General features: G+C 63.8%; 25 protein-coding genes and 2 tRNA genes. 12 read left to right on the forward strand and 15 right to left on the reverse strand.

All coding sequences use genetic code 11. The features are described from left to right. Positions 1–354 precede the first annotated feature (354 nt). The 3 genes from QZM67_RS26245 to QZM67_RS26255 are packed head-to-tail and all read left to right on the forward strand — an operon-like array spanning position 355 to position 3,850. Positions 355–1,551, forward strand: coding sequence for a hypothetical protein (locus QZM67_RS26245; RefSeq protein WP_301807805.1), 1,197 nt, complete (start codon positions 355–357; stop codon positions 1,549–1,551). Then, on the forward strand, positions 1,548–2,003 hold the full coding sequence (locus QZM67_RS26250; RefSeq protein WP_124674258.1) for a three component ABC system middle component: 456 nt from the start codon (positions 1,548–1,550) through the stop codon (positions 2,001–2,003). Before QZM67_RS26245 ends, QZM67_RS26250 begins: the two co-directional genes overlap by 4 nt. After that, positions 2,000–3,850: a DUF3732 domain-containing protein gene (locus QZM67_RS26255; protein ID WP_301807810.1), complete on the forward strand. Its 1,851-nt coding sequence runs from the start codon at positions 2,000–2,002 to the stop codon at positions 3,848–3,850. Before QZM67_RS26250 ends, QZM67_RS26255 begins: the two co-directional genes overlap by 4 nt. Before the next feature lie 683 nt (positions 3,851–4,533). On the opposite strand, the gene QZM67_RS26260 is transcribed toward QZM67_RS26255, so the two are convergent. After that, a tRNA-Arg gene (locus QZM67_RS26260) sits at positions 4,534–4,610 on the reverse strand. A gap of 168 nt (positions 4,611–4,778) precedes the next feature. Beyond that, entirely contained in the window at positions 4,779–5,609 is an 831-nt protein-coding gene (locus QZM67_RS26265) for an undecaprenyl-diphosphate phosphatase (RefSeq protein ID WP_043182315.1), read from the reverse strand. 478 nt (positions 5,610–6,087) lie between these two features. On the opposite strand from QZM67_RS26265, the gene QZM67_RS26270 reads away from it, so the two are divergent. Then, a complete protein-coding gene (locus QZM67_RS26270; RefSeq protein ID WP_301807815.1) occupies positions 6,088–6,999 on the forward strand; it encodes an aldose epimerase in 912 nt (303 codons plus the stop codon). A 152-nt stretch (positions 7,000–7,151) separates the two neighbouring features. Next, the gene (locus tag QZM67_RS26275; protein ID WP_301807818.1) at positions 7,152–7,853 is read left to right on the forward strand and encodes a peptidoglycan DD-metalloendopeptidase family protein; all 702 of its coding nucleotides are present in this window, start codon (positions 7,152–7,154) and stop codon (positions 7,851–7,853) included. A 71-nt stretch (positions 7,854–7,924) separates the two neighbouring features. Here the strand turns inward: QZM67_RS26275 and QZM67_RS26280 are convergent, their stop codons facing one another. Continuing rightward, complete coding sequence (locus tag QZM67_RS26280) at positions 7,925–8,080, reverse strand: hypothetical protein (protein ID WP_155291875.1); 156 nt, start codon at positions 8,078–8,080, stop codon at positions 7,925–7,927. A 141-nt stretch (positions 8,081–8,221) separates the two neighbouring features. On the opposite strand from QZM67_RS26280, the gene QZM67_RS26285 reads away from it, so the two are divergent. The 3 genes from QZM67_RS26285 (at position 8,222) to QZM67_RS26295 (ending at position 11,622) form a co-directional block, all read left to right on the forward strand. Continuing rightward, complete coding sequence (locus QZM67_RS26285) at positions 8,222–9,841, forward strand: acyl-CoA synthetase (protein WP_301807821.1); 1,620 nt, start codon at positions 8,222–8,224, stop codon at positions 9,839–9,841. Between the two features lie 76 nt (positions 9,842–9,917). Continuing rightward, positions 9,918–10,241, forward strand: a complete 324-nt coding sequence (locus tag QZM67_RS26290) for a DUF2288 domain-containing protein (RefSeq protein WP_043182308.1) — start codon at positions 9,918–9,920, stop codon at positions 10,239–10,241. Between the two features lie 10 nt (positions 10,242–10,251). Continuing rightward, positions 10,252–11,622: an MATE family efflux transporter gene (locus QZM67_RS26295; protein WP_301807824.1), complete on the forward strand. Its 1,371-nt coding sequence runs from the start codon at positions 10,252–10,254 to the stop codon at positions 11,620–11,622. 19 nt (positions 11,623–11,641) lie between these two features. Here QZM67_RS26295 and QZM67_RS26300 read toward each other — a convergent pair whose 3' ends face one another. Continuing rightward, entirely contained in the window at positions 11,642–11,818 is a 177-nt protein-coding gene (locus tag QZM67_RS26300; RefSeq protein WP_175023995.1) for a hypothetical protein, read from the reverse strand. Positions 11,819–11,954: 136 nt separating this feature from the next. Between QZM67_RS26300 and QZM67_RS26305 the strand changes: the two genes are divergently transcribed. After that, on the forward strand, positions 11,955–12,125 hold the full coding sequence (locus tag QZM67_RS26305; protein WP_175023996.1) for a hypothetical protein: 171 nt from the start codon (positions 11,955–11,957) through the stop codon (positions 12,123–12,125). Positions 12,126–12,325: 200 nt separating this feature from the next. On the opposite strand, the gene QZM67_RS26310 is transcribed toward QZM67_RS26305, so the two are convergent. Then, positions 12,326–13,132, reverse strand: a complete 807-nt coding sequence (locus QZM67_RS26310) for a GNAT family N-acetyltransferase (protein WP_011351620.1) — start codon at positions 13,130–13,132, stop codon at positions 12,326–12,328. A 170-nt stretch (positions 13,133–13,302) separates the two neighbouring features. Then, positions 13,303–13,764, reverse strand: a complete 462-nt coding sequence (gene sixA / locus QZM67_RS26315) for a phosphohistidine phosphatase SixA (RefSeq protein ID WP_301807828.1) — start codon at positions 13,762–13,764, stop codon at positions 13,303–13,305. Positions 13,765–13,924: 160 nt separating this feature from the next. Between sixA and QZM67_RS26320 the strand changes: the two genes are divergently transcribed. Next, positions 13,925–14,001: transfer RNA gene (locus tag QZM67_RS26320), tRNA-Pro, on the forward strand. 155 nt (positions 14,002–14,156) lie between these two features. Here the strand turns inward: QZM67_RS26320 and QZM67_RS26325 are convergent. Next, positions 14,157–14,579, reverse strand: a complete 423-nt coding sequence (locus tag QZM67_RS26325) for a hypothetical protein (RefSeq protein WP_301807829.1) — start codon at positions 14,577–14,579, stop codon at positions 14,157–14,159. A 190-nt stretch (positions 14,580–14,769) separates the two neighbouring features. On the opposite strand from QZM67_RS26325, the gene QZM67_RS26330 reads away from it, so the two are divergent. Next, entirely contained in the window at positions 14,770–15,204 is a 435-nt protein-coding gene (locus tag QZM67_RS26330) for a hypothetical protein (RefSeq protein ID WP_043183119.1), read from the forward strand. 60 nt (positions 15,205–15,264) lie between these two features. Here QZM67_RS26330 and ppx read toward each other — a convergent pair whose 3' ends face one another. Continuing rightward, a complete protein-coding gene (gene ppx / locus QZM67_RS26335) occupies positions 15,265–16,779 on the reverse strand; it encodes an exopolyphosphatase (protein ID WP_043182302.1) in 1,515 nt (504 codons plus the stop codon). Between the two features lie 279 nt (positions 16,780–17,058). Between ppx and ppk1 the strand changes: the two genes are divergently transcribed. After that, positions 17,059–19,122, forward strand: a complete 2,064-nt coding sequence (gene ppk1, locus QZM67_RS26340; RefSeq protein ID WP_301807832.1) for a polyphosphate kinase 1 — start codon at positions 17,059–17,061, stop codon at positions 19,120–19,122. A 131-nt stretch (positions 19,123–19,253) separates the two neighbouring features. Here the strand turns inward: ppk1 and phoR are convergent, their stop codons facing one another. The 7 genes from phoR to pstS all read right to left on the reverse strand — a co-directional run bounded on the left by phoR (position 19,254) and on the right by pstS (position 25,957). Continuing rightward, positions 19,254–20,573 (reverse strand): phosphate regulon sensor histidine kinase PhoR, encoded by a 1,320-nt coding sequence (gene phoR / locus QZM67_RS26345; RefSeq protein ID WP_175024000.1) that lies wholly within the window; start codon positions 20,571–20,573, stop codon positions 19,254–19,256. A 57-nt stretch (positions 20,574–20,630) separates the two neighbouring features. Further along, on the reverse strand, positions 20,631–21,332 hold the full coding sequence (gene phoB / locus QZM67_RS26350) for a phosphate regulon transcriptional regulator PhoB (protein ID WP_043182296.1): 702 nt from the start codon (positions 21,330–21,332) through the stop codon (positions 20,631–20,633). A 32-nt stretch (positions 21,333–21,364) separates the two neighbouring features. After that, the gene (gene phoU, locus QZM67_RS26355; protein ID WP_175024001.1) at positions 21,365–22,069 is read right to left on the reverse strand and encodes a phosphate signaling complex protein PhoU; all 705 of its coding nucleotides are present in this window, start codon (positions 22,067–22,069) and stop codon (positions 21,365–21,367) included. A gap of 18 nt (positions 22,070–22,087) precedes the next feature. After that, on the reverse strand, positions 22,088–22,936 hold the full coding sequence (pstB, locus tag QZM67_RS26360) for a phosphate ABC transporter ATP-binding protein PstB (RefSeq protein ID WP_043182291.1): 849 nt from the start codon (positions 22,934–22,936) through the stop codon (positions 22,088–22,090). Positions 22,937–22,951: 15 nt separating this feature from the next. Then, a complete protein-coding gene (gene pstA, locus QZM67_RS26365) occupies positions 22,952–23,845 on the reverse strand; it encodes a phosphate ABC transporter permease PstA (RefSeq protein WP_175024002.1) in 894 nt (297 codons plus the stop codon). Continuing rightward, on the reverse strand, positions 23,842–24,828 hold the full coding sequence (pstC, locus tag QZM67_RS26370; protein WP_301807838.1) for a phosphate ABC transporter permease PstC: 987 nt from the start codon (positions 24,826–24,828) through the stop codon (positions 23,842–23,844). Before pstC ends, pstA begins: the two co-directional genes overlap by 4 nt. A gap of 94 nt (positions 24,829–24,922) precedes the next feature. Next, the gene (gene pstS, locus QZM67_RS26375; protein WP_043182286.1) at positions 24,923–25,957 is read right to left on the reverse strand and encodes a phosphate ABC transporter substrate-binding protein PstS; all 1,035 of its coding nucleotides are present in this window, start codon (positions 25,955–25,957) and stop codon (positions 24,923–24,925) included. Between the last annotated feature and the right edge of the window lie 124 nt (positions 25,958–26,081).

The following is a 26,081-nucleotide window of genomic DNA, read 5'->3' on the forward strand; positions in this document are numbered from 1 at the left end:
GTTTCTCTTCGCGTTATCGGCTGATGCGAGTGAAAGTTTTGTCCTGTGAAACCCTCGGCTACCACCTTGCCAAGGCGTATCGGAGGGCTCTTGTGCGTCGGCTCCCACCAAGCGTCATCAGGCACTAGCCGGCCAGAAGCGGCCGATTGACACCATCGCTAACTGCTCATCCGGGCGGCGGCTCCGCAACGGGGAGCGGACACTGAGGGGGCTAATGCACGCCTGGACTGTACCTGTGGTCGTCAGGCATAGCCACGCGTCGATCCGGACGTTATGATCGAGCGCGCGATATTGTGCCTGCGTTCGCAGCGTGGGCGCCATTCATTAAAATCGCCGTACAACGATATAACAAACATGGGCCATCTAGACGCAGTTTCGGCAGACAAAACCTCGCTCGGCTTTGAATTCCAGGATCTGGTGTTTATCGAAAAACTCCTGGAACTCAAGCCTGGCGAATCACTCGGGCTCGAAGTCTTTGACGACATCCACCTCGAGACGATATCGAGCAAGTTCCTCCTGTATCAGGTCAAGCATAGCCTGTCCGGAGGCAACATCACGGATCGTGACTGCGACCTGTGGAAAACGCTCGCCAACTGGCTTAAAGCGTTACCCGAACTACCGCAGCACGGCGAGGTCGGTTTTCGACTGTATACGAATAAGGCACTGAACAGCCAGACACTTATCAGTCTGCTCAAGGCCCCCAAGAAAGACATCGATGCGATCGTCACGCATATTCGTGAGACGCACCATGACATCGCTGCTACAGACGCGAAGAAAGCCCCCGAGGCATCTCCCAATCCGATCGCGGGCTACGCCGGGGCGCTGGCGCAAGCATCCGATGTCGACCTGCGCTTTCTTTTTGAACGCTTCGAGTTCCATGCGGACAACAACGGGATCCTCGCGCGAATCGACTCGCTCCTGACTTACCTCTCAGTGCCGGATAGCCGACTCCTAGCGACCCGCCAAGCCTTGATTGGGGCTTTCAAGGAGCACAAGTTCAAGACCATCTGTGCGAAGGAGAAGGTCAGCATTTCCTTCGATGATTTCCGCAAACGGATGGGATTCGGGCTGATTCTGACGGCCGCGAGGACTGACGAAGCAAATTTTGAAGAGTTTGTGGATCGCCATTATTCTTATCGCCGTCCGCAAGAATTGTCCTTCTTAAACAGTAAGTTCCAGGCGCAGCTTGCCGAGCTCGATGTCGCACCCGACGAAATCATCGATCGCGGCATTGAGATGAAGGTCGCCGAAGACTTCATCGAGGAACTGCGCGACCGCGGACTTTTCGGGCAAGTTGAAAATCTCCGGCTGGAAAACAGCGCGCACGGTATCTGGACAGAGATCCATCGGGATACTCACCGCGAGGCGCATGCCGACGAGGCAGCACACCGCAAAGCGGCTTATGCCTGCTACAAGCAAACCATCAGGGAGTCGCTGACTGCCAACAAGAATTCGCTGCCGATCGCCATGAGCCGTGGCAAATTCATCAGCCTGTCGGATCAGCCGAGAATCGGCTGGACGAAGGACTGGGAGGCGAAATTCAAATCATGAGTGCCCTGTCCACCAACGAATTGCTCGGTACAGTTGCGCTGCAGACAGCCCTGCAGCACGCACCGGACTGGCGACTCCCGCTCTCCAAAGCGTTCCTCGTCTTGCCTCTCCTGTTCGACCGCAGCATTCGCAAAACGCTCAAGGATCAGCGCACCGTTATCGTGAGTTGCAAGGATCTGATCCTGTCGCGCCCCGAAGCTTTCACCACCGTCAGCGCACGCTTCAGCGATCTGTCTCTGACCTCACTCAACACTATCTTGCTTGCCTGCGAGATGGGCATGACCCAGCTGGTTAACAGTGACGTTGTGCTTGAGAAAGTCTTGTTCGACGATAGCAAGCCGGCACGCGTCGGTAAGACAGCCAGCGACATCATGGGCGCCGGTCCGCACCTGGCCACACTACTGCGTGAGCCAGCCGTTGATCTGTATCAAACCTTTCGGATAGCGCTGTGAGCAACATTCAGATATCGAACATTCTCCTTTGGCAGAAAGACCAGCAGCTCAGGAATCTGGAATTTCGACACAACCACGTCAACGTAATTACCGGCGACGCGGGCAAGGGAAAATCGTCCATCCTGTTCATCATCGATTATTGCCTGCTGGCCAGTGAAACCAAGGGTATATCCAAGACCAATATCGATTCCAAGGTCGACTGGTATGGCATCAGGCTGACCATCGACGGCAAGGAGCTGGTCATTGCCCGCCCTTCGGAGGCGCAACAGGACAGCGAGCGCGCCTACTTCAGTGAGGATGGAATCATCCCAGAACGGCCGACACCGAATATCCGTATCGATAACCTCAAGCGGGTCCTCAACAAGGCTTTCGGTATCGATCCCGAGTTGAAGGTTCCTTACGGTGGCAAGTTCATCCAGGCTGGTCAAAAGGTCTCGTTTCGCAACTTCCTGGCGCATTGCTACCAGGATCAGACGACCATCATCGCCCCGGATTATCTGTACATCCGTCCAAGTGATGGACGATACCAGGAGGGGATCGAACGGACTTTTCGCATGGCCATCGGTGCAGAGAACGTCAAGACAGCGCTCGCGCGCAGTCAACTGGCCGACCTCGAACGCAAGAAGGCCGCGCAAGCGAGAAAGCAGGGGGTTTATGACAAGGCGGTCCACGCGTTCTCCGACGAGCTTGAGCAGCTCGGCCGGGAAGCCATGTCTTTCGGCCTGGTCGACAACTTCCCGGATACGCCTACGGAACAGATTACTGCACTCCGGCTAGCGCTCGACATGGCCGATATCTTGCCAGCACAGCTCGATGAGGCAGATCGAATCGAAGCCGAGATTTTTGAGCTACGCACGAAGAACCGCCGGTTGGTGGCTTTCGTCGAAAACGGAGACCACCATAAAGGTGCGCTCCGGAACATGGCCGATGCACTTAAACCGGCCAGCATATTCGACGCCGATTTAGAGCAGGTGTTTCCGTCGTTCCTGGCCCATCAGGTGGTTTCGCGCCTCAAGATGGAACTGGACGATATTCAGCGAGCCATCCGCAGCCGCGACACCTTCCCCTTTCTCAAGGAGGTACAAACGCTGATCGATGATAACGAAAGGCGCATCGTCGATCTACGTGCTAGACAGGCGGAATTACAGCACAGTCAGGCGATGCGCCTGAGTCCGCAGACCTACCATCGGTATCTTGGCCGGATCGAGTCGAAGCTTGAACTCTATGCCAGACGCGACGACCTGCGCCAACCGGTTATCAACGACGACCTCGATGCGCCCATCCGAGAACTGCAGGAAGCAGTCGACGCTAACCGGCAGAAGACCGCCCACACCAAGGAAGAACTCAACCGACGCATCAATGCACGGTTAACGCGGCTGAAACTCAAGGGTTACGAGGGCTTTTCCGCGCATCTTGCCGAGCGGGACCGCCTGATCACCCTGTACTCCCCGGATCTCTCGCAGACAGAGAAAATGCCGGACATTGGCAGTGCGTCGAACTACCTCTACCTGCATGTCGCCTATTTTCTGGCACTGCACGAGATCGCTAAACTTCAGCGTGTCCCCTGGATGCCATCGTTCTTGGTGCTGGACCAACCCAGTACGCCGTATTGGACCGACGGGAAGCCCACCGACGATATCCTTAGCCTTGACGTCGTGCTAAGCGAACTCAACGGTTTCGTCAAGGAAATGGACGCGCATGGAGGCTTTCAAATCATCGTGCTGGAACATATCGAAGAGACTCATTGGACCAGCCTCGGGTTGGAACGATTCCACCTAGTTGATCGTGAGCTGCGCGAGGATTATGGATTGATCCTCCGCGGGCCCGCCTCTCCAGCGAAGGAATAGTTGTCGTGGTCAAGCCGGTGAGCGGCGCCAAACCGCTCACTACGAATGCGACCGACCTCTTCGTGGCGCAATATCCCGAAGCGACCTGATCATGGTTAGCCGCGCGCTTAACTAAGTATGCACCTGCTTTCCCGACCACTGGGACACCTATCGGGTGCGAGAACCGTGTGGCGCGTCTCCAGTGCGACCAGCATGTTGGTGCCGGCCGGGCCTGACTGGCGATACGGCCACTTCGAGGTATCGATGTCGTCGTGATAGAACTGAATGCCGACGCGGTTGCTGCATCCAATGCGCGATCGTCGCAGTTTTGCCTGTGAGACGGTTCGCACGCTCCGCTTCGATTGCTTCGTCCAGCAACCCAGTGCGGTAGAGGCTTCGAGGGTGGGTGCTGGCGGTCGGAAGCACGGATTGTCGACGTTCGGATCCGGCCAGCGAACAGTCGTTCGGAAACCGCAGCTTCAAAGGACCGCTTCGGGTCGGCAACGGCCAGCCACACGCCGTGAAGTTGCGTTCGCAGTCGCCGCCAATGGCTATCGCGGGGCTGCTCGCGTGCCTCGCCATACACATATGGTGCCGACTCACCGCCCCAGACCGGGATATGAATTGTGTAGACCTAGTGTAGACCTAGCGAGACAGAGGGATGCCGGGCACATACAAAAAAACATGTAACCCATTGATTTTACTGGCCCGCCCTACACGATTCGAACGTGTGACCTACGGCTTAGAAGGCCGTTGCTCTATCCAACTGAGCTAAGGGCGGTCGGGGAGAAAAGACACGGCCGGCGCGGGCCGAATTTGACACAAGACTTCAAGCGGCAGCAGAACCACCCACCTCGAAGCCCCGAAACAAAACGGGCCCGGCATGAAGCCGAGCCCAAAATTATACCCGATCATCGCGTCACATCACGCGAGACGGACCGCCGCGACATCAAACCGGCTGCGGATGCATCATGAACCAGCCGAGGCAGAACACGCCGGCGATCACGCAATACACGCCGAACGAAGCCAGCCGGCCACGCCCTTCGAAATAGCGCATCAGGAACCGCACGCTCAGGTACGCGGCGATCGCCGTCAGCACGCCGCCGAGCAGCGCATCGGCGAGCTGGTCGCGTGCATGGAACAGCTTCGGCAGCTCGAGCACCCCCGCCGCGAAAATGATCGGCGTACCGAGCAGGAACGAGAATTCCGCGGCCTTCTCCGCCGTCAGCCCCGCGGCATTGCCGGCGATCATCGTCAGCCCGCTGCGCGAGAAACCCGGAATCAGCGCGCCGATCTGCGCGAGACCCACGAAGAACGCCTGCTTGAACGTCATCTTCTCGGGCGCCTGATGCGCGCGGCTGCGCTGGATGCGATCGCCGAGCCACAGCAACACGCCGTTCACGATCAGCGCGATCGCGACGATCCGCAGGTCGTGGAACACGCGTTCGATGCGCTTCTCGAGGAGCAGCCCGACGATGCCGGTCGGGATCGTACCGATGATGAGCGCCCACATCAGGTGCCCGTCGTCGTTCTTGCGGCCGCCGAGCTGCGCGAAGAAACCACTGATCAGCGCGATCCAGCGCGCGCGGAAATACCACAGCAGCGCCAGTGCGGTGCCAAGGTGCAGCGCGACGAGGAACGGCAGCAGTTGCGGTGCGTGCTTGTCGATGTGCATACCGAACAGTGCCGGCACGAGCAGCGTATGACCAAGGCTGCTGACGGGAAAGAGTTCGGTGACGCCCTGCAGGACGCTCAGGAATACCAGAAACCAGAGACTCACGCGTCGATCCTTTTAGTGAAGATTAAGCGGGGAGAAAAGCGGACGACGCGATGCGCGTCCGAAAAAACGCGCCCCGATTATGCCGAGCCAGGATTACCGCGCCAAGGCATTTGGCAGGGTATTGCGGCCATGCACACAAACGCTTGCAATTTGTAAGCACACAGAAAGCAAAAAGCCCGCCATTTGCATGGCGGGCCTTTCGACTTCGGCAGGAATTGCCGTCAGCGGCCGAGCTGATAGAAAAATAATACCGTGCTGCCGGTGAACATGCCGAACAGTGCGATACCCATTGCCATTGCCAGATCCATGGCCCCCTCCACGAAGTGTCATGACCCGGCAACCTCACCGGTTTAGAGGCATTATCCCGACCGTTGACAGTCTTAAAAACTCGCGATTTCCCGAGAAGGGTTTTCCCCGAGCCGCCACGGCCCGATAATGGAGCGCGCCGTTCCCGTCCACCCGCCCACCCCGATTCGCCATGCCGACCTTCCAGCAACACGAGATTCACGAACTTCACGCCGGCCCGTCGCTCGTCAGGGTCGCTCCGCAATTCGGCGGCCGCCTGCTGTCCTGGCATGTCGACGGCGAACCGGTGATCTTCTGGCCGGAAACGGCCGACTGGAGCAACCTTGCGCGCGTGCGCGGCGGCAACCCGCTGCTGTTCCCGTTCCTCGGCCGTCACCGCGTCGACGGCGAACTCGGCCGCTGGCGCGACGCCGCCGGCGTGGTGCGCGACCTGCCGATGCACGGCTTTGCGCGCGACCTGCCGTTCGCCGCGCAACCGTCGGCCGATGGCGCCGCGGTGTCGATGGCGCTCGACGCGACCGACGCGCTGCGGGCGAGCTACCCGTTCGATTTCCGGTTCGAAACGACCTACCGTCTGGCCGACTCGCACACGCTCGAAGTCGCCCTGACGACAACCAATCGCGGCGACACGCCGCTGCCCTACTACGCCGGCCACCATTTCTATTTCGCGCTGCCGCACGGCGAGCGCACCGAAACCACGCTCGAACTGCCGCCGACGCATCGTTGCGCGCAGCTCCCGGACGGTTCGATCAGTACGCCCGAACCGGGCGAAGCCCGCTATCGCCTCGACAACCCGGACATTCTCGACCGCTTCCACTGCCTCGACGGCGCGCCGGCCACGCCGGTGCGCATCGTGATGCCGGGCCGCCGCCGCACGATCGAGATCGCGCTCGACGTGCCGGGCTCGATCCCGTGGTACGCGGTCACGACCTGGACCGAAAAGCCGGATTCGGACTTCTATTGTGTCGAACCGTGGCTCGGGCTGCCGGATGCGATCCACAACGGCCTCGGGCTGCGCATGCTCGCGCCGGGCGCGACCGAAACGGCCACGCTGAGGATTCGCGTCCTCCCGCTCGCCGGCTGATACGCCCGCCGAGACGTCAATACGCAGCGCGCCGAACCGGCGCGCGACGGCCCCGGCAACGGCCCAAACTGCGGTGCGCGGGTCGAACCCGTTAAAATCGGACGTTTTGTGTTGCCTGCCGCGTCACGAGCGGCAGGGTTTTGCGAGGTTCAATGTTCGGAACAACAACGAAGCGACTCTTCGCAGCCGCCTGCGCCGCCCTGCTCGTCGCGTGCGGCTCCGCGCCTGTCGGCCCCGGGTTCTATCGCGTCGAGCGCGGCGACACGCTCTACAAGATCGCGCGCGACAACCGCACGTCGGTATCGAACATCGTGCGCTGGAACCAGATGACGAACCCCGATGCGATCGAAGTCGGCCAGGTGCTGCGCGTCGCGCCGGCGCCCGGCACGACCACCGCATCGACACCGTCGACCACCGGTACCGGCAGCGCCGGCCGGGCCCGCCCCGCGCCTTCCGCGCCGGTTGAGTCGGCCGTCAAGCCGGCCACGAGCATCGCGCTGATCTGGCCGGCAGCCGGCAACGTGGTTCGCACGTTCGACGGCTCGAAATCGAAGGGCATCGACATCGCGAACTCGCCGGGCACGCCGGTGATCGCGGCGGCGCCGGGCGTGGTGGTCTATGCGGGTAACGGGCTGCGCGGCTACGGCAACCTGATCATCCTCAAGCACAACGCCGATTACCTGACCGCCTACGCGCACAACCGCGCGCTGCTGGTGAAGGAAGGCCAGTCGGTCACGCAGGGGCAGTCGATCGCCGAGATGGGCAACAGCGACAGCGATCGCGTCGCGCTGCATTTCGAGGTGCGCTACGGCGGCCGATCGATCGACCCGTCACGCTACCTGCCGGCGCGCTGAGCGCCCGATAGGCGACACGCGATGCCGGCGCGCATCGCGTGCCGTCGCGGCAAACATCGGGAAAGATGGTGTCAGCGCTTACGCAGACGTCCGGTGAAACGGCCGGACAACGGATCGACGTGACGCGCAAACGCTACCAGCAGGCCGATCCCGATCAGGCTGAACCCCGCAGCTATCAGAAGCAAATCCATGGTCACACACTGTTTTTTCGTGATCTTATGCGTCATTGTGGAATCGTGCACTGAGCCAAGGCTACTGGACGAGTACGAAGATTCCATGCCCTCAGACGTCATTGTGGATTCGCCTGCGTGAAACCCTGATGTAAGCCTTCCGCCCGACACCACGCTCGCCGCACAGGAGACAACGCGATGCTGCCCGCCACCGACCGCTACGACGACCTGCTCTCCCGCTTCGCATGGGACGTTCCGGCGCGCTACAACATCGGCGTGGACGTCTGCGACAAATGGGCCGACGGCAGCGGACGCCTCGCGCTGATCCACGAAACGGCGCAAGGCGACGTTTCCCGCCTCACGTTCGACGACCTGAGGAATGCTTCTAACCGGCTCGCAAACAGCTTTGTGCGCGCCGGCCTGCGACATGGCGACCGCATCGGCATCTTTCTCGCGCAGGGGCCCGAAACGGCCATCGCGCACCTCGCCGCCTACAAGCTCGGCGCGATCGCGGTGCCACTCTTCACGTTATTCGGCGTCGATGCGCTCGAATACCGGCTCGCGAACAGCGAGGCGGCCGCGCTCGTCACCGACGCGGCCGGCTACGCGAAAATCGCGCCGCTGCGCGCACAGCTGCCGACATTGCATGCCGTCTACTGCATCGGCGACGATGCGCCCGACACGCCAGGCGTGCTGCGCTACGACACGGCGCTCGCCGCCGAAACGCCCGACTTCGTGCCGGCCGATACGGCTGCCGACGATCCCGCGGTCATCATCTATACGTCCGGCACGACGGGCAAGCCGAAAGGCGCGCTGCACGCGCATCGTGTGCTGCTGGGCCACCTGCCGGGCGTCGAGATGTCGCAGCAGTGCTTCCCGCGCGATGCGCGCCTGTTCTGGACACCCGCCGACTGGGCGTGGATCGGCGGCCTGCTCGACGTGTTGCTGCCGTCATGGCATCACGGCGTGCCCGTGCTCGCCCGCCGCTTCGAGAAATTCGATGGCGACGCGGCCTTCGCACTGATGGCACGGCACGGCGTCACCCACGCGTTCCTGCCGCCCACCGCGCTGAAGCTAATGCGCACCGTCCCGGCACCGCGCGAACGCTACGCGCTGTCGCTGAAATCGGTCGCGAGCGGCGGCGAGTCGCTCGGCACCGAACTGACGGCCTGGGGGCGCGACGCACTCGGCGTGACGATCAACGAGTTCTACGGGCAAACCGAGTGCAACATGGTGCTGTCGTCGTGCGCGGCGCTGTTCGATGCGCAGCCGGGCGCCATCGGCAAGGCCGTGCCCGGCCATGCGGTCGCGATCGTCGACGCGGACGGCACGCCGCTGCCGCCCGGCGTCGAAGGGCGCATCGCGGTGCGCCGCCCCGACCCGGTGATGTTCCTCGAATACTGGCGCAACGCCGACGCGACGCGCGACAAGTTCGCGGGCGACTACCTGCTCACCGGCGATACGGGCATGATCGACGCCGACGGTTTCGTGCGCTTCGTCGGCCGCGACGACGACGTGATCACGAGCGCCGGCTACCGGATCGGCCCGGGCCCGATCGAGGACTGCCTGCTCACGCATCCGGCGGTGCGGATGGCGGCCGTCATCGGCGTGCCCGACGCGACGCGCACCGAGATCGTCAAGGCATTCGTCGTGCTGAATCCCGGCCACACCGGCGACGATGCGCTCGTGCAGGCGCTGCAGGCGCACGTGCGCACGCGCCTCGCCGCGCACGAGTATCCGCGTGCGATCGCGTTCGTCGACAGCCTGCCGATGACCGCAACCGGCAAGATCGTGCGCCGCGCGCTGCGCGACGCGTAAGCCGGCCGCCACCCGCGCCGCCCGCCCGGCCGGATGGTTTATAGTGGCGCCACCACGCAGTCTTTCCAAGAAAACGATGTCCTCTGATCACCACTCCGACGCGGGCGCGTCGCACAGCCCGCTCTACGCCAAACTCCTCGGCGAAACCGCCAAGATCGACTGGTGCGATCTCGAACGCTTCTTCGCGCAGGGCAAGCTGCTGTCCGTTGCACGCGACCTCGATCTCGTCAGCGTCGCGGAAGCGGTTGCCGACGACGATGCCGAACAGGTCACGCGCTGGCTGTCGTCGGGCCTCGTCGCGCGCATGCCGGCCGAAACCGCCGCCGACTATGCGGCGCGCAATCCGGAGCTGTGGGCGGTCGTCGTCTCGCCGTGGGTCTGCGTGCAGGAACGCGCCTGACGCGTCCGCCATGTCCGAATCCGCGTTACCGCACGGCGCCGGCACAGGCTCGGCCACCGTCACGCACCGGCGCGTCCTCGCACTCGCGTTCCCGATCGTCCTCGCGAACCTGACCCAGCCGATCCTCGGTGCCGTCGACACGGCCGTCGCCGGCCACCTCGACGGCGCGCAATACCTCGGCGGCGTTGCGCTCGGCGGGCTGTTCTTCAATTTCGTGTTCTGGGGGTTCGGTTTCCTGCGGATGGGGACGACCGGCCTCGTCGCGCAGGCGCACGGTGCCGGCGATGCCGCCGGGATCCGCCTGAACCTGCTGCGCGCGTTGATCGTCGCATTCGCGCTCGGCGTCGCGGTGCTTGCGCTGCAGGTGCCGCTGCTGTCAATTGCGCTGTCCGCGCTCGGCGGCAGCGATGCCGTCCGCGCGACGGCGCTTGCCTACAGTCACGCGCGGATCTGGAGCGCGCCGTTCGCGCTCGCGAACTACGTCGTGCTCGGCTACCTGCTCGGCATGCAGCGCGTGCGGCTCGCGCTCGTCGCGCAGGTGTTCATCAACGCAGTGAACATCGGCGCCGTGCTGCTCTACGTCTACGGCTTCGGCTGGGGCATCGCCGGCATCGGCGCGGCGACCGCCACCGCGGACGCATGCGGCTTCGCGCTCGGTGCATGGATCCTGTGGCGGTTGCGGCCGCGCGGCCTCGCCCCGATCGTCGCGCATGCGCTCGCCGACCGCGTCGCGCTCAAGCGGCTGATCGCGCTCAATCGCGACATCTTCCTGCGCACGCTGTGCCTGCTCGGCGCATTCGGCTGGTTCGCGCACCTCGGTGCAAAACAGGGCGATGCAACGCTCGCGGCAAACGCGCTGCTACTGAATTTCCAGACGTTCATGGCGTACGGCCTCGACGGCTTCGCGCATGCGGCCGAGGCGCTCGTCGGTGCGGCGGCCGGCGCGCGCGACCGCCGCGCCTTCCGGCAGGCCGTGCGCGTCACGCTGTTCTGGTCGGCGCTCGGCGCGCTGCTGTTCGCGCTCGTGTACTGGGCCGCCGGCGGCTGGATCATCGCGCGCCTGACCGACCAGACCGAGATCCGCGACGTTGCGCTGCGCTACCTGCCGTGGGCCGCGATTTCGCCGATCGTGTCGGTCTGGGGCTTCCTGCTCGACGGCGTCTTCATCGGCGCCACGCAGACGCAATCGCTGATGCGCGCCATGGTCGCGTCATTCTCGATCTTCGTCGTGGCCACACTCGCCGCCGTCGGCACATTCGGCAATCACGGCCTCTGGTTCGCGCTGCTGCTGTTCATGGCCGCACGCGGCGCAACGCTGGCGCGCTACCTGCCGGGGCTGTTGCGGCACATCGGCACCGACGCGCCCGCGGTCCGCGCCTGACAGCGGGCCGAACCGGCCGTTACTGCACGGGTTTCGGCGGCGGCGCGTCGAGCATCGACGGCGGCGTCATGTCGGTCGGCACGCCATGGTAGTCGGCCGGATCTTCCGGCGGATGGCCGCGACGGGCCTGATGCGGATCGCTGGTACAGGCGGCGAGGAAAGATGCGGCCAGCACGGCCAGCATGAAACGGGTCATCGGGTAGGGCTCCGGAAAGCGGCGTGCCCATCGCACGCCGGGACCGCGCCGAGTCTAGCGGAAATCCTGCTTCGGAGTCGTGCCGCGCATGTCCTACTATGTACGCATGGCGCTGTGCCGTGGAAAGGAGGCTGCCATGTCGTCTGAAGAAATTGCCGGCCTGATCGGCCTGTTCGTCGGTCTGATGGTGCTCGTCGCCCTGTCGTTCTTCGAGTCGCGCGAATACAAGCGCAGCCATGACGGCGAAGGGATGATCCACCACTGGATGGCCGAACACCACCTGCTCGACTGGCGGCGCAAGCACTAAGCGCGCCGCTGCCGTCCGGCCCTACTCCGGGCCGTTCGCGAACGTGCCTTTCGCGGCACGCCGGTGATCGCGTATCGCCGAAATTAACAGGGTCTGACTCACACACATCGATCAGATGGACGAACGCCGCCGCGCGGCTCGTGCCACGCGACGGCGTTCGCTTGCGCGCGCCCGGACGGGCGCGATGCGGTTCGGACGGCTCAGCCCAGGAAGTGGCGGGCGTAGCGCGCGTTGATGTCGGAGAGTCGGAACAGCGTCAGGAAATCCGCGCAGTTGAAATCGGGATCCCAGGCCGGTGCACCGCAGATCTTCGCGCCGAGACGCAGGTAACCCTTGATCAGCGGCGGCGGCGCCACGACGGTGCCCGTCTGCAGTTCGTCGACCGGCAGGGCCGTGTGCGGGAACGCGCGATACTCGGGCGCCGTCAGCGAGCCTGCCGACAGCGACTGGTACAGATTCGCCGCATAGTGGCCGCCGTCGGCCATCGACACGCTCGCGCAGCCGAGCATCGTCTCGTAGCCGTTCTGCATCATGTATGCGCCAAGGCCGCCCCACAGCGCCATGATGACGGCGCCGCTGCGGTAGTCGCTGTGCACGCACGAGCGGCCGACCTCGACCATCTTGCCGCGCAGGTGCGTGAGGCGCGACAGGTCGAATTCGCCTTCGGCGTACAGGCGGCCAACCCGCGCGGCCTGATGCGGCGGCAGCACGCGGTACGTGCCGACGACTTTCAACGTGTCGAGATCGCGAACCAGCAGGTGGTCGCAGTACGCATCGAACGGATCGACGTCGAGACCGGAGGGGCCGCTGACCTGCGCGCCCATCTCTTCGGCGAACACGCTGTAACGCAGGCGCTGGGCTTCGCGCAATTCGTCTTCCGTACGCGCCCACGCGGCGCGCAGGCGATACTCCGATGTGACGGTTTCAGCAGCGCGCGGCAGGTGGCGCCGCGACGTGTCGAGGGGCAGCGAGGCAAAAGGGAGCGTAGGCGTCGGCAGTTCTCGCATTAGGCTTTCCTGGTCGTAAGGAATAGGACGACATGCCCGCCAATGTAGTAATCGGCCGTGACCGTTATGTGGCACGACCATGTCCTTTCAATGACGTGTCGCCGAATTGACTTTAGCAGAAAGCTTGCGAAACCGTATGATGAATCCCTACAAAGCGCTTCAGGCGGGCCTCACACCAGATCGGGCGTCAATACCGCCCGCAGCACGGCCTGCCGGCTGCCGTCGCGCGTGCGGCTCGCGAGCCACACGATTCCGCCCTTCTTGACGCTCCAGCTGTCGTCGCCGCCGGCGATCAGTTGCGCGGCGACGCTGCCGAGCGTCGGCTGATGCCCGACGATCACGACCGTCGGCGCGATGCCTTCCGGCCAGCCGGCCGCCGCCAGCACGTCGTCGACACTGCCGCCCGGCGCGAGCGCGTCGACCGTCCGGTACTGGTCGGTCAGTGCCTCGACGGTCTGCACGGTGCGGGCCGCCGGGCTCGCGAGGATCACGGTATTCGCCTCGAGCCGGCCACGCAGCCATTTGGCCATCGCCTGCGCGTCCTTGCGGCCACGAACGGTCAACTGGCGCGCGAGATCGCTCGTCGCGTAGTCTTCGGCTTCGGCGTGGCGCCACAGGATCAGGTTCATCATGATGTTCTCCTTGCTTCGGCGAGCGGCCCCGCGCCCATGCGTCCGGGCCGGCCGATTACCGGGCGAATTGTCGCAAATTCGGCCGGTTCGCCGCCGCGGCATTTACCCGCATATCGGGATTGACCTGATCATTCATTCAACGCTATACTCTTTGGCTCGTCGGAGCGTAGCGCAGCCTGGTAGCGCATCTGATTTGGGATCAGAGGGTCGTAGGTTCGAATCCTATCGCTCCGACCAAAGGAATCAAGGGGTTACGGTTAACGCCGTAGCCCCTTTTCCATTTCCGGGCCCTTGAAACGCCGATCGGGATTCCCGCCTCGCCTCAATCCATTGTAGGGATCCATTGGGGCGTCGACGCTACAACACCCCCTTCGGCGAACACTTTTCGACGGTCAGCGCGAAGCAAACGGCTTGCGGCCTTTCGCTTTCAATGCGGCATTGATATCGGCCCGCGTATTCACGGTACGGCCGTCCACCACGCAATCCGATTGCACGGGCCTCGCGCCGGCAGCAAATCCGACACCGCCAAGATTGATCGCCGCCCATTGCGGGTGACGGTTTTCCAGCGCGAACGTCATGATCCCGGCCTGGTCGTCCGTCAATATCAAGCCGCCGTCCTTTTCCGCCAATGCAACGCACAAGAACGCGGCGTCACGGTCTTTCAGCAGATCGACGACGACATAGCGATACTCCTTCAGGTTCGGATCGCGGTCGTTCAGCCGATGGACGGCTGCCAGGATCTGCGCGCGGTCGGGGTCACGCTTGTCGAGATCTCGCGCATGCGCCGCAGTCACCGAGGTCATGGCCAGGATCAATGCGCATGCGGCAAGTCGGGATAACTTCATCGTCGGTCAGGTTCGTGGAAAGACAGGTTGGAAATCATCGAGCGCCCGCCTGGTCGGCCCGTCGGTTTGCCGACGGCATACGGCCAACGAGCCACCCGCAGCTCGCACACGGCGCTCACCGGAACACGCGATAATGCGCGTGGACAACCTGCATCCGCGCATGAAAAACAACATTCTCAAGACCGCCCTCTGCGCATCGCTGCTCGCACTGGCAACCTGCGGCTCCGCGTCGGCCAAGGCGCTCGACGACGCGCTCGACTGCCATTCGACCGGCCACAAGTTCGTCGCGCCGCTGCTCGCCGCCGGCGACATCCAGTCGGAGCCGATGCACGTCGAATCGAACTCGGTCAATGCATTCCGCACGAGCCATTCGCTGACCGCGTACGGCTTCGGCGTGTATGTCGTACTCGGTTACCAGGCGAACGACCCGATCTTCCGCACGGGCGACGGCACGCCGATCGGCGACTGGGCCTACGGTGTCGTGGTGCGCGGCACGAAGAGCGCGGTGGAGGAAGCCGTGCGCAAGGCAGGCAGCGACGCGACCGTCAGGCAGGCGTTTCCGTTCCTGACCGCGATCGTCTGCTCGTCGGACTGAGCGGCCGCCAGGACGATCGAGCGGCTATCCGGTGGGGCACCCGGCCCCGCTCTCGACCTTTTACGCGCCGGTATACACCACGCGATACGGGATACCGACCTTCTCCCACTCGGCCGCCTCCTGGCTGAGGCTGTAGTCGGTCAGCGGGTTCTGCTCGACCCACGCGCTCGGCAGGCGCACTTCATAGCCGCCCTTCTTCATCTGCGAAACGGAAATGTCCGGCAGCCCTGCATCGGTTCGGCGCCGGCACAGCAGCGCAGCGAGCCGCAGGCAGAACAGCAGCGGCCACTCGACCTCGCGCGCCTGCGACAGCTTGCCGAGCTTGCCTGCATGACCGAGCACGAGCGCGGCGAGGCGCGCCTGGTCGGTGCGCGAAAAACCCGGCATGTCCGCATTGCTCGCGATATAGGACGAGTGCTTGTGATACGCGCTGTGCGAGATCGACAGGCCGATCTCGTGCAACGCGGCCGACCAGCCGAGGAACATCCGCCCTTCCTCGCGCGCTTCGTCGTCGGCTTCCTCGAGCTCGTCGTAGAAACGCACCGCCAGCGCGCCGATCCGCTCGGCCTGCGCGCGATCGACACCGTAGCGGCGCGTAAAGCCCTCGACGGTCACCGCCCGCATGTCCTCGTGCTGCGTCCGGCCGAGCAGGTCGTACAGCACACCGAGGCGCAACGCGCCGTCGGTCGTATCGACGTAATCGACACCGAGCTCCTCGAACACCGCTAGCATGATCGCGAGGCCACCCGCGAGCACCGGCACGCGGTCGGGTTTCAGTGCGATCAGCTTCAGCCGGTTGACGTTCTCCGACTTGATCAGCGCACGCTTGAGGCGCTCAAGACCGCCGCGCGAAATGCCGTGCGTAATGCCCGGATCGTTGAAGCCGTTTGCCTCGACCAGCTCCGCGAGCGCGCGCGCGGTGCCGGACGAGCCGATCGCCTGATCCCACCCGGCCTTCTTGTACTCGCTCGAGATGATCTGGATCTCGCGCTTGGCCGCGAGTTCGGCCTGCCGCATCGTGTATTCGTCGACGTTGCCGGCCGGGAAGAAGGTGCGGCTGTGGCTCACGCAGCCGATATAGAGACTCTCCATCACGATCGGCGTGTAGTGCGAGCCGATGATGAATTCGGTCGAGCCGCCGCCGATGTCGACGACGAGCCGCTTGCCGGCGCTCGCCGGCACCGAGTGCGCGGCGCCCGCATAGATCAGGCGCGCTTCTTCGCGGCCCGCAATCACTTCGATCGGGAAACCGAGCGCTGCTTCGGCCTCGCCGAGAAATTCGCCCGCGTTCTTCGCGACACGCAGCGTGTTGGTCGCCACCGCGCGCACATGGTCGGGATGGAAATCGCGCAGGCGCTCGCCGAACCGCTTGAGCGCCTCCCAGCCACGCTCCTGCGACGCCCGATCGAGCATCTTGTCGCTCGACAGGCCGGCGGCCAGCCGGACGGGCTCGCGCAGCGCGTCGACGGGATAGATCTGGCTGCCCGCCGACGTTTCCTCGACGCGACCGACGATCAGCCGGAAGCTGTTCGAGCCGAGATCCACGGCAGCCAGCAAGTGGGGGGTTGTAACCATCAGAAGGGGGCTCCGTGCGCGTTCTCCCACGGCGGCCGGTGCGACAGCCATGGGCGATCAATCAAAGGCGACATTTTAAGCGTGGAACGCTTGCCATTGCCACGCTTCACGGGCATGCACACTGCTCGTTTGCATATCGTCGAAACATTTATGAGACGAAACGGTTACAGCGTAGAATTTCCCGATATAAATACACTACCGTCATCAGCACGTCATCGTACCGTGAGAGTTTCCGAGCGTCCTTTCGAATCATCGCCCGAATCACCCCCTACTCTGCCGATGTCCGTCCGTTACCCGCTTCTCAATCGTGAACTCGGCATCCTCGGCTTCAACGAGCGCGTGCTGGCCCAGGCAGCTGATCCTCAAGTCCCGCTGCTCGAGCGCCTCCGCTTCATCTGCATCACCAGCAGCAACCTCGACGAATTCTTCGAAGTCCGGATGGCCGGCCTGCAGGAGCAGATCCGCGACAACCCCGGCGCGCTGACGCCCGACGGCATGTCGTTACAACATGCTTACGATCTCGTCGTCGAACGCGCGCAGCGGCTCGTCCACCGACAGTACACGATGCTGCACGAAACCGTGCTGCCCGCGCTCGAACAGGAAGGCATCTACTTCCATGCGAGCGACACGTGGAACGACGAGCAGCTCGAATGGGCGCGGCGCTACTTCCTCGACGAGCTGCTGCCCGTGCTGACGCCGATCGGCCTCGATCCCGCCCACCCGTTCCCGCGCGTGCTGAACAAGAGCCTGAACTTCGTCGTCGAGCTCGAAGGCCGCGACGCATTCGGCCGCCAGGCCGTGATGGGCATCGTGCAGGCACCGCGCGCGCTGCCGCGCGTCGTGCGCATGCCGCACGCGCTGTCGGGCTTCGAGCACGGCTTCGTGCTGCTCAGCTCGTTCATGCAGCGCTTCGTCGGCGAACTCTTCCCGCAACTCGTCGTGAAGAGCTGCAACCAGTTCCGCATCACGCGCAACAGCGAGCTGTTCGTCGACGAAGACGAAATCACGAACCTGCGCGTCGCGCTGCAGGGCGAACTGCCCGCGCGCCACCTCGGCAACGCGGTGCGCCTCGAGGTGTCGGCCGACACGCCGCCGCACATCGCGCGACGCCTGCTTGTGGAAAGCGAACTCGGCGAGAAGGACTGCTATCGCGTGGCCGGATCGGTGAACCTCGTGCGACTGATGCAGATTCCCGATCTCGTCGACCGCCCCGACCTGAAGTTCACGCCGTTCACTGCATCGACCCCGTCTGCGATCACGAACGCGCCGACGATGTTCGACGCGATCGACAACGGCGACATCCTGCTGCACCACCCGTACGAGAGCTTCCAGCCGGTGCTCGAACTGCTGCAGCAGGCCGCGAAGGATCCGAGCGTCGTCGCGATCAAGCAGACGATCTACCGCACCGGCACCGATTCGCCGCTGATGGACGCGCTGATGGAAGCCGCGCGCAACGGGAAGGAAGTGACCGTCGTCGTCGAGTTGCTCGCGCGCTTCGACGAGGAAACCAACATCAACTGGGCGTCGCAGCTCGAAGCCGTCGGCGCGCATGTCGTGTACGGCGTGGTCGGCCACAAGTGCCACGCGAAGATGATGCTGATCGTGCGACGCGTCGTGCAGGCCGGCAAGGCGTCGCTGCGCCGCTACGTGCACCTCGGCACCGGCAACTACCACCCGCGCACGGCACGCCTCTACACCGACTTCGGGCTGATGACGGCCGACCAGAAGATCTGCGAGGACGTCCATCACGTCTTCCAGCAACTGACCGGCATCGGCGGCGAACTCACGCTGCACGAGCTGTGGCAGTCGCCGTTCACGCTGCATCCGCGCATCATCGACGCGATCCGCGCGGAGATCGACAATGCACGCGCTGGCAAACGCGCGCGCGTCGTCGCAAAGATGAACGCGCTGCTGGAGCCGACGGTGATCGCCGCGCTGTACGAAGCGTCGCAGGCCGGCGTCAAGGTCGACCTGATCGTACGCGGTGTCTGCGCGCTGAAGCCCGGCGTACCGGGGCTGTCGGAAAACATCACCGTGCGCTCGATCGTCGGCCGCTTCCTCGAGCACCACCGGATCTACTATTTCCACGCGAACGGCGCCGAGGACGTCTATCTGTCGAGCGCCGACTGGATGGACCGCAACCTGTTCCGCCGCGTCGAAGTCGCGTTCCCGATTCGCGATCGGAAGCTCAAGCGGCGCGTGATCGCCGAAGGCCTGTCGGTATGCCTCGGCGACAACCAGTCGGCGTGGCTGATGCACAGCGACGGCCACTACCGCCGCCGCCGCGCCGGCAAGACGATCCGCAACGCGCAACTCGGGTTGCTCGGGAAGTTCTGCTCCTGAACCCGCAGCGCGACGCGAGTCGCGCGCCGCACCGCCATGAAAAAACGCAGCCCGCGGGCTGCGTTTTTATGGTGGAGCCGACAGGCCGCCGCTCGCCGAACGAGCGATGGATACCGGATACCGTTACGCGCTCATGCCTCGTACGCGGCCGGCCGGATCGCGATGATGCGCGAGCCCGGGAACCGCGCGGTGAACGTGCTGCCGCGCCCTTCCTCGCTCTGCACGTACAGGTGCGCGTCGTGCCGCTGCAGCACGTGCTTGACGATCGCAAGCCCGAGCCCCGTTCCGCCCGTGTCGCGCGAACGGCTGCGGTCGACGCGGTAGAAACGCTCGGTAAGCCGCGGCAGGTCGGCGGCCGGGATGCCGAAGCCGCTGTCCGTGACGGAAAACACGCCCTGCGCGCCTTCGCGCCGCCACGTCGCGACGATCTTGCCGCCGTCCGGCGTATAGCGGATCGCGTTGGTGACGAGATTCGCGAACGCGCTGAACAGTTCCGTCTGCGCACCGGTGACACCGAGCGTCTCGTCGATCGAGAACACGATGTCGTGATGCCCGTTCGACAGCGTCTGCGCGTCCTCCTTCAGATGGTCGAACACGGCGCGCATGTCGATCGCGCGATCGAGCGGCGGCTTGCTCTCGCCCTCGAGCTTCGCGAGCACCAGCAGGTCGGTGACGATGTGCCGCATCCGCGATGCCTGCTGCTCCATCATCTCGAGATAGCGCGCACGGTCTTCCTCGTTCAGCGGCAGCTCGCGCATCGTCTCGAGGAAACCCGACAGCACGGTGAGCGGCGTCTTCAACTCGTGCGACACGTTCGCGACGAAGTCACGCCGCATTGCATCGGTACGCTCGAGCTCCGTGATGTCCTGCGTGAGCAGCAGCTTGCGATTCTCGCCGTACGGAAACACCTGCACGGCGAGCACGTTCTGCCGCGCGTCGCCCATGCCGTGCATCACGAGTGTCTCGTCGTAATGCTGCGCGTTCAGATAGCGGACGAAATCGGGATGGCGTACCAGGTTGGTGATGTGCTGGCGCAGGTCGCGCTTCGCGTCGAGGCCAAAATGAACCTCGGCGATCGCATTGCACCACTCGATCTGGTCATGGTCGTCGAGCATCGCGACCCCGTTCGGCGACGCTTGGATCGCCTGGATGAACCGCGAATGCTGCTGCTCGACCTGCCGCACCTGCGCGTGCCACTGCTTCGCGAGTTTGTGCAGACGATAGTAGATCTCGCCCCAGATGCCCGGCGCGCTCGGCACCTCGCCATAGACCGGTGCATCGAGCAGGCGCCACAGACGCTGCGTATGAAAGGTGCTGAAAAAGCCCTGCGCGACCAGCATCACGACGACGAACACGAGGCCCGCGGTCGGGCCGGCGAAAACGCCGACCAATACGCCGATCAGCACGAGCAGCACGAGCGACACCAGAAAGCGCGCCCAGATGATGTTCATGATTCAGCGCCCGAAAGAATGAACGGCATGCCGTGGCACACAGCATGCGTGGAGTCGTTACGCGTGCTTGGCGAGCCGGTAGCCGCTGCCGCGCACGGTCTCGATCATCGCATCGCAGCCGGCCGGTTTCAAGGCCGCGCGCAATCGTTTGATGTGCACGTCGACGGTGCGCTCCTCGACGAACACGTGGTCGCCCCACACCTGGTCGAGCAATTGCGTGCGGCTGTGCACGCGCTCCGGATGCGTCATGAAGAAATGCAGCAGGCGGAACTCGGTCGGACCGAGATCGAGCTTGATCTCGTTGCCTTCCCCGTGCGCGGCGACGCGATGCGTGGCCGGGTCGAGGCGCAGGCCGTTGATCGACACGACGTCCTCGGTCAGCTGCGGCGCGCGGCGGCGCAGCACGGCCTTGATCCGCGCCATCAGTTCCTTCGGCGAAAACGGCTTCGTCACGTAGTCGTCCGCGCCGATCTCGAGGCCGAGCACCTTGTCCTGCTCGTCGCCGCGTGCAGTTAGCATGATGATCGGGATGTGCTTGGTCCGTTCGTTGTTGCGCAGGTCGCGCGCAAACGCGATACCGGACTTGCCCGGCAGCATCCAGTCGAGCAGCACGAGATCGGGCAGCACGTCGCTGATCAGGTTCTGCGCCTGTTCGGCGTTGTACGCCCGAATCGGGCAGTGACCGGCGTGCTGGAGATTCACCGAGATCAGTTCGGAAATCGCGGGCTCATCTTCAACGACGAGAATGTTGCTGGGCATCGGCACCTCTTTTTTCCCCTGTACGGAGTCGATTAACTGTTGGCTTCGCGATCGAGCGTGTCGCGCGGCTGGTGCCGCACGTCCGTGCCCTTCACGATGTAGATGATGAACTCGGCGATGTTCTTCGCGTGGTCGCCGATCCGCTCGATCGCCTTCGCGATGAACAGGTATTCGAGGCCGACCGAGATCGTACGCGGATCTTCCTGCATGTACGACACGAGCTTGCGCACGAATGCACGGAATTCCAGGTCGATTTCCTTGTCGTCCTTGACGATCTGCGCGGCGGCCACCGTATCGAGACGCGCAAACGCATCGAGCGCGCGGCGCAGGATCGTCACGGCCATTTCGCCCGACACCTTGATCTCGGCGATGTTGACCGTACGCGCGGCCGGCTCGTCAACCAGGCGGCGCACGCGCTTCGCGATCTTCTCGGCCTCGTCGCCTGCGCGCTCGAGGTTCGTAATCGTTTTCGAAATCGACATCAAAAGACGCAGGTCACGCGCGGCAGGCTGCCTCCGCGCGATGATGTTGCCGCATTCCTGGTCGATGTCGACTTCCATCGCGTTCAGGACTTCTTCGTTCGTGATCACCTTCTCGGCCGCATCGCGATCGAATTCGTTCAGTGCGTGCATCGCGCCGACGATCTGCGACTCGACGAGCCCGCCCATTTCCAGCACCTTCGACGACACGGCATTCAGGTCCGCGTCGAACTGGCTCGACAAATGTTTATCCGACATGGCTGTTGTTCTCCGTCATCAGCCGAAGCGGCCGGTGATGTAGTCTTCCGTTTCCTTGCGCACCGGCTTGATGAAGATCTTTTCGGTCTCGCCGAATTCGATCAGCTCGCCCAGGTACATGTAGGCCGTGAAATCCGAGCAGCGTGCGGCCTGCTGCATGTTGTGCGTGACGATCACGACCGTGTAGTCGCTCTTCAACTCCGCGATCAGCTCCTCGATGCGGCCGGTCGAGATCGGGTCGAGCGCCGAGCACGGCTCGTCGAGCAGCAGCACTTCCGGGCGGATCGCGATGCCGCGCGCGATGCACAGACGCTGCTGCTGGCCGCCCGAGAGGCCGTAGCCGCTCTGGTTCAGCTTGTCCTTCACTTCGTTCCACAGCGCGGCCTTCGTGAGCGCCCACTCGACGCGGTCGTCCATTTCCGAGCGTGTGAGCTTTTCGAACATCTTCACGCCGAACGCGATGTTGTCGTAGATCGACATCGGGAACGGGGTCGGCTTCTGGAACACCATGCCGATCCGCGCACGCAGCAGCGAGATGTCGCGCTTCGTCGTCAGCAGGTTCTCGCCGTCCATCAGGATTTCGCCTTCGGCGCGCTGCTCCGGATAGAGCGCGAACATCTTGTTGAACGTGCGCAGCAGTGTCGACTTGCCGCAGCCCGACGGACCGATGAACGCCGTCACCTTCCCTTCGGGAATGCTCAGGTTGATGTTCTTCAGCGCATGGAACTTGTTGTAGAAGAAGTTGAGGTTGTTGACCTCGATCTTCGCGTTCAGCGGCTCGAGCGGACGGCCGTGTGCCGCGTCGTGCGTGCCGGCGGGCGCAGCGGTGCGCTCGACGGGATTCAGGTGGCTTTCTGCCATATTCATCGGATTGCTCCGCCGTTACTTTTTCGAGAAGATCGAACGCGCCAGGACGTTGAGTCCGAGCACCCCGAGCGTAATCAGGAACACGCCCGCCCATGCGAGCGACTGCCATTCGGCGAACGGGCTCATCGCGAACTTGTAGATCGTGACGGGCAGGTTCGCCATCGGCTGGCTCATGTCCCACGAGAAGAACTGGTTCGACAGCGCGGTGAACAGCAGCGGCGCCGTTTCGCCGGCGATCCGCGCGACTGCGAGCAGCACGCCCGTGATGATCCCGCCGACCGACGCGCGCAGCGTGATCTTCAGCACCATGCGCCACTTCGGCGTGCCGAGCGCGAAGGCCGCTTCGCGCAGCGCATTCGGCACGAGCTTCAGCATGTTCTCGGTCGTGCGGATCACGATCGGAATCTGCAGCAGCGCGAGCGCGATCACGCCGGCCCAGCCCGAGAAGCGCCCCGACTTCGCGACGACGATCGCGTACACGAACAGGCCGATAACGATCGACGGCGCGGACAGCAGGATGTCGTTGATGAAGCGGATCGTGCTCGCCAGCAGGTTCTTCTGGCCGTATTCGGCGAGATAGACACCCGCGAGGATACCGATCGGCGTGCCGACCAGCGTGCCGAAGCCGCACAGCAGCAGGCTGCCGACGATTGCGTTCGCGAGACCACCGCCTTCCGTGTTCGGGGCCGGCGTCGATTCCGTGAACAGCTGCAACGACAGGCCACCGATGCCGAGATGCACCGTCGTGTAGAGAATCCACACGAGCCACAGCAGGCCGAAAGCCATCGCGCCGAGCGACGCGGTCAGCGCGATTGCGTTGACGGCCTTGCGCTTGCGCTGCAGGCGGTTGCGCATCGCGTCGAGCACGGCGCCGTCCGGCCCCGGGAAATTCATGATGGGCTCGCTCATTTCTTGCCCTCTCCCTTCTCGAGACGAAGCAGCAGCAGTTTGGAGATGGTCAGCACGATGAACGTGATCACGAACAGGATCAGGCCCAGTTCCATCAGCGCGGACGTATGCAGGCCCGGCTGCGCTTCCGCGAATTCGTTCGCGAGCGCCGACGTGATGCTGTTGCCCGGCGCGAACAGCGACACGCTGTCGAGCAGGTTCGTGTTGCCGATCACGAAGGTCACGGCCATCGTCTCGCCCAGCGCGCGGCCGAGGCCGAGCATCACGCCGCCGATCACGCCGGTCTTCGTATAAGGCAGCACGACCTTCCACATCACTTCCCAGGTCGTGCAGCCGATGCCGTACGCCGATTCCTTCAGCAGCACGGGCGTGACTTCGAACACGTCACGCATCACCGACGCGATGTACGGGATGATCATGATCGCGAGGATCACGCCCGCGGCGAGGATGCCGATACCGATCGGCGGGCCGGCGGTCAGCGGGCCGAGAATCCACACGTCCTTGAACAGGCGGCCGATCGGCTTCTGGAAATACTCCGCGAAGATCGGCGCGAATACGAGCAGGCCCCACATGCCGTAGACGATCGACGGAATCGCGGCGAGCAGCTCGATCGCGATGCCGAGCGGGCGGCGCAGCCACACGGGCGACAGCTCGGTGAGGAACAGTGCGATGCCGAAGCTGACCGGCACCGCGATGACGAGCGCGATGATCGACGTCACGATCGTGCCGTAGATCGGCACGAGCGCGCCGTAGACGTCCGAGTTGGGATCCCACTCGGATTGCCACAGGAAGCCGAGGCCGAACTTCTCGATGGTCGGCATCGACGCAATGATCAGGGAAACGATGATCCCGCCGAGCAGCAGCAGGGTCACGATGGCGGCCAGCCGTGCAAGACCGCCGAATACGACATCCCCGAGGCGGCTCGGCGCGCGTTGCTGACCAACGTCGGCGGACCGTGAGGACGTATAGGAAATATCAGACATGGGTGCCTGCTTTTGATTGCCGGACGCCGTAACGTCCGGCTTTACCGCACACACTGCCCGACCGGCACGGCCGGGCAGCGAACCGCTGCAATGCTTACTCGGCGGCGACCGACTTGCCCGAAGCGTCCGTCACCTTGGCCTTCCACTGCTTGCGGATTTCCGTCTCGACCGCCGGCGGCAGCGAGATGTAGTCGAGGCTGTCAGCAGCCTTCTCGCCGTTCTTGAACGCCCAGCTGAAGAACTTCAGCGTTTCCGCGCCCTGCTCCGGCTTGTCCTGCTTTGCGTGCAGCAGCACGAACGTCGCGCCGACGACCGGCCATGCTTCCTTGCCCGGCTGGTTCGTCAGGATCTGGTAGAACGACTTCGACCAGTTCGCACCTGCAGCAGCGGCCTTGAACGTTTCCGTCTTCGGCTCGACCACTGCGCCCGTCGAGTTCTTCAGGGCCGTGTAGACCATGTTGTTCTTCTTCGCGTACGCCCATTCGACGTAGCCGACTGCGCCCGGCAGACGTTGCACGAACGCTGCGACGCCGTCGTTGCCCTTGCCGCCCGTGCCCGTCGGCCAGTTGACCGTCGTGCCTTCGCCGACCTTCGACTTCCACTCGTCGTTGACCTTCGACAGGTAGTTCGTCCAGATGAAGCTGGTGCCCGAACCGTCAGCGCGGCGAACCACGGCGATGTCCGTGTCCGGCAGCTTGACCTTCGGGTTCAGTGCGGCGATCGCCGGGTCGTTCCACTTCTTGATCTTGCCGAGGTAGATGTCGCCGAGCACCGGGCCCGACAGCGTCAGTTCGCCAGCCTTCACGCCCGGCACGTTGACGACCGGCACCACGCCGCCGACCACCGTCGGGAACTGGAACAGGCCTTCCTTTGCGAGCTCGTCATCCTTCAGCGGAGCGTCCGAACCGGCAAAATCGACCGTCTTCGCGACGATCTGCTTCAGGCCGCCCGACGAACCGATACCTTGGTAGTTGACCTTCGCGCCGCCGGTCTGCTGGTAGTCAGCAGCCCATTTCGTATAGATCGGCATCGCGAACGTGCTGCCTGCGCCCGTGATGTCGGCAGCGTGAGCGGCGACGGCGAAAAGCGCGCCAGCCAGGCCGGCAATCGCGGTTTGCATCAATTTCATGAGACCTCCAGTGTGTGAGCGGATGACTACGGCACCGCGAAGGTTAGGGGCTCCTCATGACGGTAATGTGACAATCGATGAAACTGGCGTGACAGTAACATGACTGGTTGAAAGGGAGTAGCAG

Source organism: Burkholderia sp. AU45251, from assembly GCF_030482905.1.
GTDB classification, from domain to species: Bacteria; Pseudomonadota; Gammaproteobacteria; order Burkholderiales; family Burkholderiaceae; genus Burkholderia; species Burkholderia aenigmatica.